This window comes from Bradyrhizobium sp. P2_E8 (assembly GCF_056403875.1).
Genome location: NZ_JBFUES010000241.1, coordinates 1 through 8,469, shown reverse-complemented (window position 1 = coordinate 8,469; position 8,469 = coordinate 1). Strand labels below are relative to the sequence as shown.

7 protein-coding genes are annotated in these 8,469 nt (G+C 62.6%); 2 read left to right on the top strand and 5 right to left on the bottom strand.

What is annotated here, in order from left to right; translation table 11 throughout:
• Positions 1–278: 278 nt before the first annotated feature.
• Both AC1D00_RS15645 and AC1D00_RS15640 read right to left on the bottom strand, forming a co-directional pair.
• Positions 279–1,655 carry an aminotransferase class III-fold pyridoxal phosphate-dependent enzyme gene (locus AC1D00_RS15645; protein ID WP_477011294.1) on the bottom strand — a complete coding sequence of 459 codons (1,377 nt, stop codon included), beginning with the start codon at positions 1,653–1,655 and terminating at the stop codon, positions 279–281.
• Positions 1,656–1,668: 13 nt separating this feature from the next.
• Positions 1,669–2,511 carry a GNAT family N-acetyltransferase gene (locus AC1D00_RS15640; protein ID WP_477011293.1) on the bottom strand — a complete coding sequence of 281 codons (843 nt, stop codon included), beginning with the start codon at positions 2,509–2,511 and terminating at the stop codon, positions 1,669–1,671.
• 176 nt (positions 2,512–2,687) lie between these two features.
• On the opposite strand from AC1D00_RS15640, the gene AC1D00_RS15635 reads away from it, so the two are divergent.
• Entirely contained in the window at positions 2,688–3,356 is a 669-nt protein-coding gene (locus tag AC1D00_RS15635; RefSeq protein ID WP_477011292.1) for a haloacid dehalogenase type II, read from the top strand.
• 15 nt (positions 3,357–3,371) lie between these two features.
• On the top strand, positions 3,372–4,646 hold the full coding sequence (locus AC1D00_RS15630) for an NAD(P)/FAD-dependent oxidoreductase (protein WP_404552047.1): 1,275 nt from the start codon (positions 3,372–3,374) through the stop codon (positions 4,644–4,646).
• Between the two features lie 118 nt (positions 4,647–4,764).
• Here AC1D00_RS15630 and AC1D00_RS15625 read toward each other — a convergent pair whose 3' ends face one another.
• The 3 genes from AC1D00_RS15625 to AC1D00_RS15615 form a co-directional block, all read right to left on the bottom strand.
• Positions 4,765–6,222 (bottom strand): NAD-dependent succinate-semialdehyde dehydrogenase, encoded by a 1,458-nt coding sequence (locus tag AC1D00_RS15625; protein WP_477011291.1) that lies wholly within the window; start codon positions 6,220–6,222, stop codon positions 4,765–4,767.
• Between the two features lie 13 nt (positions 6,223–6,235).
• Positions 6,236–7,282, bottom strand: coding sequence for a tartrate dehydrogenase (locus tag AC1D00_RS15620; protein ID WP_477011290.1), 1,047 nt, complete (start codon positions 7,280–7,282; stop codon positions 6,236–6,238).
• 7 nt (positions 7,283–7,289) lie between these two features.
• The coding region (locus AC1D00_RS15615; RefSeq protein WP_477011289.1) for an aldehyde dehydrogenase family protein at positions 7,290–8,469 on the bottom strand (1,180 nt) is incomplete at its 5' end.

The window sequence follows — 8,469 nt, the reverse complement described above, 5'->3', positions numbered from 1 at the left end:
TCTCAATCCCCTCGCTATTGGATACGGCTATGGCTCAGGTTGCGGTAAGCGGCAGATTGTTCTGCCGGGCCGTTGTGGTGGATGCCGGCCTGGTCCCGTCATGGCGACCAAGTTGCTGCGTCCTCCAGGCTTTCATTCTTTTCCCGCGCTCGAAGTCTCGCAGGTTGGACCCGCGGCGGTGGCCGAAAAAACCGGGGCAACGGCACAAAATTGCGAAGATGCGCCCATTTGTAGTGTTTCGGACCTGCCATCTGCCGGCCCCTTACGCATGCCTATTTTTATTGCAGTGCGGTGCGCACATCCGCATCGGCCAGAGTCTCGTCAAGAATCATGGCGGTGCGCTCGACGATGGCTTCGATGTCGGACTCGGAGCAGCAGAGCGGCGGCGCATAGCCGAGCACGCCTGTCGGGAAGGCGCGGATGATGAGGCCGTTGTTCCAGGCGCGGTCGAAGATCCGCCGCGCCGGTTCGGCCGCGGCGGGGAGCGGCGTCTTGCGTTGTTTGTCGGTGACGAGTTCGATCGCGGCCAGCATGCCGCGGCCGCGCACGTCGCCCACCAGGGGATGATCCTTTAACGATTGAAGGCCGGCCATCAGACGTGCACCGGCTTTCGCGCCATTCGCAAGCAAGCCGCTCTCATAGAGATGCAGCACCTCCAGGGCCACCGCGGCACTGACGGGATGGGCGGAGTAAGTATATCCGTGTCCAACCGCGCTTGCACCCGCCCCATCGGCGATCGTGTCGTAGACATGATCCGACAGGAAGACTGCACCCATTGGCACATACCCGGAGGTCAGTCCCTTGGCGACGGTCATGAGGTCCGGGACGACGTCGTCCTCGCTGCAGGCGAAAAGTGGACCCGTCCTGCCGAACCCGGTAATGACCTCGTCCGCCACGAAGAGAATGCCATAATCCCGGCACCGTGCGCGCATCGCTTTCATCCAGCCTTTGGGCGGCACGAGCACGCCACCCGATCCTTGGATCGGCTCGGCATAGAATGCGGCGACGCGATGTGGACCGCCGATCTCCGCGATCTTCGCCTCGAGCGCTGCCAGCGAGGCCGCGATGATGGCATCTTCATCCTGCCCGGCAGGATTCCGATAGACATAGTGCGAGGGGATCGTGTGCTGCCAGCTGAGCGGCACGCCGAAACCGGCATGGAMGGCGGGCAGGGCTGTCAACCCGGCGCCGACCGTTGAGGACCCATGATATCCCTGCTCGACGGAGATGAATTGGTCGCGTTGCGGTTCGCGTCGGGCGTGCCAGTAGTAGCGGATGAAACGTACCGAGCTGTCGACGGCATCCGAACCGCCCAGCGTGAAGTAGATGTGGTTCAGGTCACCGGGAGTCCGCTGTGCCAATTCCGCCGCGAGCCGGATCGCCGGCTCCGAGCCAAGGCTGAAATAGCCCGTTGCGTAGGGAAGCTCACGCATCTGCCTGGAAGCGGCCGCAACGATGCTCTCGTGCCCATAGCCGGCATTGACACACCAGAGCCCGGCGAAGCCGTCAACGAGTTGGTGTCCGGAGGCGTCGGTCACCGTTGCTCCCTTGGCCGATTTCAGCACCCTGACCCCGGCGGCCTCGTGACCCCGGTAGGAGGCGACCGGGTGGATGAGATGGGCCCGATCGAGCTCGATGAGAGAATTGCTGAGCATTAACGATCTCCGCTTATCCGAAAGCCTGGCTGGCAAGGGCGAACGTGGTGAGCGGCGCGCCGCTGGATCGCGGAATGACGGGGCGCTGCATGGCAACGCCTTCGTCCACGCGGACGAGGCCTTTATCCGTGAGCCAGGACCCTAATTGGGGTGTCTCGGCGGTATCCACGCGAACGAACTGTCCTTCCCGCTCGGCCATGAAATAGGCGAGCAGAGCCGTCGCGTCGTCGGCGTTGGCGGCCACGACGGGGCCGATCACCTCACCCCTGCCGAAGGCACGTACGGCTGCAAATCCGGCAATCCGGAAGCCGTCAACGAGTACCGCGAGGCGACCGACCTTCGCAAGAACACGAAGCAGATCCTCGCGGTCTGCACCGCTCGCGCTTCTGTCGAGTTCGATGATCTCGGATATCTCGCGCGCCTCTGGCGGCCGGACATGCGTGGGAAGCGCGACGCGCCGAACCTGTCCCTGATGCTGGACGATGGTGCCGGTTTCGCGAAAGCCGAGCTTGTGATAGAGCGCCAAACCCTCGCGCGTTGCAATGAGCCTTAGCGCGCGCGATCCCGCCAGAGCGATCACTGCCTCCATGAGCTTGCGGCCCAATCCACGCCCGCGTGCGGCTTCATCGACCAGGACCATGTTGATGGTTGCGACATCGCGCTTGTACGGCGTCATCAGAACCGTCCCGAGCACGGTTGTGGCATTCGCATCCACCGCGACGATTCCCGTGCTGAGGGTGAGTGCCAATTGCCAGTCCTCGATGCGGTGCGGCCAATTGGCTTGACGTGAAAGGCGTGTGGCGCCTGCGAGATGTTCGGGCCCGAAGGCGATGAGCGAGATGGAGCTCTGCGTCATTAGCTCGTTTCCATTGTCCGGCTCCAGTCTCCTGTGTAAGGGACGGGCAGATCGTCTGAAGGTCACCGCGTGAACGATATCTTCGACTGCAGCCGGCGGAAAAGCCGCATCTTATGCCGCACAGGCGCTCTATGTTTGCAGCTGTGAAATCGCGCAAGCGCGCCAGGATGAGGATGATGAGCCATTTTCGCCCGAAATACATAACTTTCGACTGCTACGGGACGCTGACGAACTTCCGCATGGCAGACGCGGCGCAGGATCTCTATGGCGCTCTGCTACCCCAACCGCGGATGACTGAATTCGTCAGAGACTTCGCGGCGTATCGGCTCGACGAGGTTCTCGGCGACTGGAAGCCTTATGCCGAGGTTATTCACAACGCGCTCGAGCGCGCCTGCAAGCGCAACGGTGTCGCCTTCAAGGTAGAGCATGCGCAGATGGTCTACGACCGCGTACCGACCTGGGGGCCGCATCCCGACGTTCCCGCTGGCCTGTCCAGGATTGCCAATAAAATACCGCTGGTCATCCTCTCGAACGCCATGAATGTGCAGCTCCCTTCCAACGTGGCGAAGCTTGGCGCGCCCTTCCACGCGGTGTTCACGGCCGAACAGGCGAGATCCTACAAGCCGCGCATGAAGGGCTTTGAATACATGTTTGATGCGCTGGGCTGCGGGCCCGAGGACGTAGCACACTGCTCTTCCTCGTTCCGTTATGACTTGATGACGGCCCATGATCTCGGCATCAAGAACAAGGTGTGGGTTAATCGCGGGCACGAGCCCGCCAACCCATATTACGGCTATGTTGAAATCAGGGACATTGCCGGCCTGCCGGATGTGTTCGGCCTCTAAGCCCACGGATCTGCGGTGAAATACGTCTCTTATTGGCATGACACCGCACCGGCCTTCAGCGGTGGCGCTGAAGGGGCGGTCGAGGGGCATTACGATGTTGCGGTGATCGGCGGTGGCTTCACAGGCCTGGGAGCCGCGCGACAGCTCGCGAAGGCGGGCACCAGGGTTGTTGTGCTCGAGGCCGACCGGGTGAGCTGCGGAGCGTCAGGCCGGAACGGCGGACACCTCAATAACGGTCTGGCTCATAGCTATCTTGCCGCCAAGACGGAGTTGGGCCAGGAGCGAGCTATCGCGCTTTATCGTGCGCTCGATGCTTCGATCGACACTCTCGAGGCGCTGATCGCGGAGGAGGGGATTGAATGCAGTTTCCGCCGCGCCGGCAAGCTGAAGCTCGCTTCCAAGCCGAAGCACTTCGATGCAATCGCGCGGAATTTCGAGGCGGTCCATCGCGAGGTGGATCCGGAGACCGCGTTGCTCTCCGCCCAGGATCTGAGCTCTGAGGTGGGTTCGCCCTTCTTCGGCGCGATGCTCTCGAAGAAGAGCGCCATGATGCATATGGGACGCTATGGCATCGGGCTGGCCGAGGCAGCCAAACGCCGCGGTGCCGTCATCTTCGAGAAGGCGGCGGTCATCGCCCAGGCGCGGGAAGGGTCGCGCCACCGCCTGACGACGTCGCGCGGCAGCGTCACCGCCGATCAGGTGGTGCTGGCCACGGGCGCCTACACCACGCCGAATTTCGGCTACTTCAGACGGCGCATCGTCACGGTCGGCAGCTTCATCATAGCGACCGGTCCGCTGGACGCGGCTGAAGTCGCAGCCACGATGCCCGGCAACCGTACTTGCGTCAATTCGATGAACGTCGGCAATTATTTTCGGCTTGCGCCCGACAATCGCTTGATTTTCGGCGGACGCGCGCGGTTCTCGGCGACCTCAGACCAGCGGTCCGACGCCAAGAGCGGCGCCGTTCTCGCCGACAGTCTCACGCGAATTTTTCCGCAACTCGCCGGCATACCAATCGATTATTGCTGGGGCGGGCTCGTCGACATGACCAGTGACCGCTATCCACGGGCCGGCTACCAAGATGGGCTATGGTATGCGATGGGCTATTCAGGACATGGCGCACAGCTGTCGACCCATCTTGGCATGATCATCGCCGACGCCATGCTGGGACGAGAGGATAGAAACCCGATGAAAGGCCTCCGCTGGCCTGCGGTGCCCGGCCACTTTGGCAAACCATGGTTTCTGCCGTTGGTGGGAATGTACTACAAGATGCTCGATCGAATTCAGTAGCTCGGACACTCCAGGCCACCGCGCGGGCCGACAAATCACAGACTGCGATTTGTCCGTCTCGGTGGCTGCCTGTCCGGAAAGGGAAGCGCGAGCGGCGCCTTCTCCGTTCCGTCGCTGGCTAAGCCAGCCCGCCGATATGGAAGGTTTTCACCTCGAGATACTCTTCGATCCCGATTTGCGCTCCTTCACGCCCCAATCCAGACTGCTTCACTCCGCCGAATGGGGCGACCTCCGTTGACACCATACCAGTGTTGAGGCCGACCATGCCGACCTCGAGCGCCTCTGCAACGCGCCAGGACCGCTTGAGGTTCGATGTGTAAAAATATGCGGCCAATCCAAACGGCGTCGCATTCGCGATGGCAATCGCCTCGTCGTCTGTCTCGAAGCGGAAGAGCGGCGCGACCGGACCAAATGTCTCCTCGTGCGCCAGCACCATATCGGTGGTTGCGTTGGTCAGCACGATCGGCGCCGTAAATTGCGGCCCCTTCGGCAGTGTAGCCGGTTGGGTGGCGATGCGGGCGCCCTTGGACAGCGCGTCGGCGACATGGCGGTTGATTTTGCTGATCGACGCCTCGTTGATCATCGGTCCAATCGCCACACCGGGCTTGAGGCCTGGTCCCACCGTCATTTCATTGACACGAGCGACAAGCCTGTCTGCGAAGGCATCATAAATGCCGGCCTGCACGAGGATCCGATTGGCGCAAACACAGGTCTGGCCACCGTTGCGGAATTTTGACACGAGCGCGCCTTCGACCGCGAGATCAAGATCGGCGTCGTCAAAGACGATGAAGGGGGCGTTCCCGCCGAGTTCGAGACTCACCCGCTTAACGCTGTCTGCGGCGCCGCGCATCAGCAGCGCGCCGATGCGGGTCGACCCTGTGAAGGAGATCTTGCGCACCAATTCGTTGGCCATGATCTCGGCGCCGATCTCGGTCGGCAATCCCGTGACGACATTGATCACGCCGGCGGGAATTCCGGCGCGCTCGGCCAGAACCGCGAGAGCCAGCGCCGAATAGGGCGTGAATTCGGAGGGCTTGATCACGACGGTGCACCCCGCCGCAAGCGCGGGAGCCACCTTGCGCGTGATCATGGCGTTCGGGAAATTCCACGGCGTGATGATGCCGCACACGCCCACCGGCTCCTTGAGAACCACGATGCGCCGATCGGCCGTTGGTGACGGGATCGTCGTGCCGCCGATGCGCCGGGCTTCCTCCGCAAACCACTTGACGAACGAAGCGCCGTACCGGATCTCGCTGCTGGCCTCGTCCAATGGTTTGCCCTGTTCGAGCGTCAGAATTCGGGCCAGGTCATCCAGATGCGCAATCATGAGCCCATGCCAGGCTTCCAGAAGCGCCGCGCGCTCGGCGCTCGTCTTTGCGCGCCAGGCGCGGGATGCCTCGGCGGCGGCGGCAATGGCGGCGCGGGTCTGATCCCGTCCCATGTCCGGCACGGTACCAAGAACAGCCTGCGTCGCCGGCTCGATCACGTCGACCGTCTTGCACGAGAGAGCCGCCTGCCATTGGCCGCCGATCAAACCCTGCTGGCGGAAGAGCCCTTTGTCGCTCAGATTCTGCATGTCGGATCCTTGTCTATTGGGAGAGCCTGGAAAGAACGGCTGCGGTGATCGCTTCGGTTCGGTGTTTGCCTTGGACCGTACCGATGCCATGGGAAGTGGTCTTCTCGAGCGCCGCCATGACGCGTGCCGCGGCATCGCGCTCGCCAAGGTGATCGAGCATCATCGCCCCGGACCAGATGGCTGCGATTGGGTTGGCAGTGCCGAGATGAGCGATGTCGGGCGCTGAGCCGTGAACGGGCTCGAACATCGAAGGAGCGTTGCGGTCCGGGTTGATGTTGGCGGAGGCGGCAAAGCCAAGTCCACCCTGAATAGCCGCGCCGAGATCGGTCAGAATGTCGCCGAACAGGTTGGAGGCGACGACGACGTCGAGACTCTCCGGCGCCAGGATCATGCGCGCGGCCAGTGCATCCACGTGGTAGCTCGTGACTTCCACGTCCGGATACTCGGCAGCAACCCGTTGGGTCATCTCGTCCCAGAAGACCATCGAGTATCTTTGGGCATTCGACTTGGTGACCGAGGCGAGCTTCCCACGCCTCTTGCGCGCCTGGGCGAATCCGAATCGCAAAATCCGTTCCACCCCGGCGCGCGTAAACACGGAGGTCTCGACCGCGACCTCGTCGCCGGTGCCCTGATGCACCCGTCCGCCAGCCCCCGAATATTCGCCTTCGGTGTTCTCGCGGATGCAGAGGATGTCAAACTCGGTCGCCTTCAACGGGCCGTTGACACCCGGGAGCAGGCGGTGCGGCCGAATGTTGGCATACTGGGTAAACTCCTTGCGGATCGGCAGCAGGAGCCCGTGCAGCGAAACGGCATCGGGCACGACCGCAGGCCAGCCGACTGCGCCAAGCAGAATGGCGTCGAACTTCTGCAGCGTCTTGATGCCGTCAGCAGGCATCATCGAGCCCGTTTCCCTGTAGAACGCGCAGGACCACGGAAATCTGGCGCCATTGAGCGCAAAGCCCGAATGCTTGGCGGCAACCTCAAGGACCGCCCAGGCGGCCTCCGTCACGTCGTGGCCAATGCCATCGCCCGGAATGAGTGCGATCGTATAGTTCTTCATGGAGGCTCTAAACCTGAATGAGCACGCTCTTGGAGCGGCGGTTGGCGTGATAGGCCTCGCGGCCGAGGTCCTTGCCAATGCCGGAGCGCTTGTAGCCCCCGGTCGGCAGGATGTGGTCACGCGATCGGCCGTAGCGGTTGACCCACACAGTGCCAGCGGAAATTGCGCGTGTGATCCGCATGACCCGTGAAACATCGCGGGTAAAGAGCCCGGCAGCGAGACCGTAAGTCGGGTGGTCGGCGAGCGCCAAGGCTTCCTCCTCGGTCGTGAACGTTTGTAAGGTCAGTACCGGTCCGAAGATCTCTTCGGTGATGGCGGGAGAAGACTGATCGACCTTCGCAAGAAGCGTCGGCGCATAGAAATAGCCCTTGCCCTCCATCGGTTCGCCGCCGCTAAGGCATTCTGCGCCCTCGGCGCAGGCTGCTTGCACGAGCGAGTGAATCCTCGTGCGCTGCCCCTCGGATATGATCGGGGAATAGGTCGTTGCGGCGTCCCAGGTGGGGCCTGCTTGAACGGCTTTCATACGAGCGAGGATGGCCTCAACGAGCGGCTCGGCCACAAAGGCGTGGGCTATGAGCCGCGATCCGGCGACACAGGCTTGCCCGGCATTTGCGATGATGCTGCCGGCAATCGCAGAAGCGGCCTGATCGAGATCGGCATCGGCGAAGACGATTTGTGGGCTCTTGCCGCCGAGCTCGAGCGTCATTGGCTTGATGCCCGTGCGCGCGACATTGGCCATGATGGCCGCGCCAGCGCCAGTCGATCCGGTGAAGCTCACTTTGGCGACGTCGGGATGTCCCGTCATGGCGGTACCGGTTGTCTGCCCGTCACCGAGCACGACGTTGACAAGCCCCGCGGGCAGGCCCGCCTGTACCGCCAATTGGGCGAGGAAGACGGACGAGAACGGCGTCATTTCGGATGGCTTGAGCACGACCGCGTTGCCCGCAGCAAGAGCCGGTCCGAGCTTCCAGCCTGCCATGGATACAGGAAAATTCCAGGGCGTAATGGCGCCGACGACCCCGAAGGGCTCAGTCATGATGATGCCGAGATGCTTGTCGTCGGTGGGCACCAGATCGCTGCCTTCCTTGTCCGCGWATTCAGCGAAGAAACGGATTTGCTCTGCGGTGACCGCGATGTCTCCCGCAACAAGTTGACCGACCGGGCGGGTGGATGAAACCGCCTCGAGT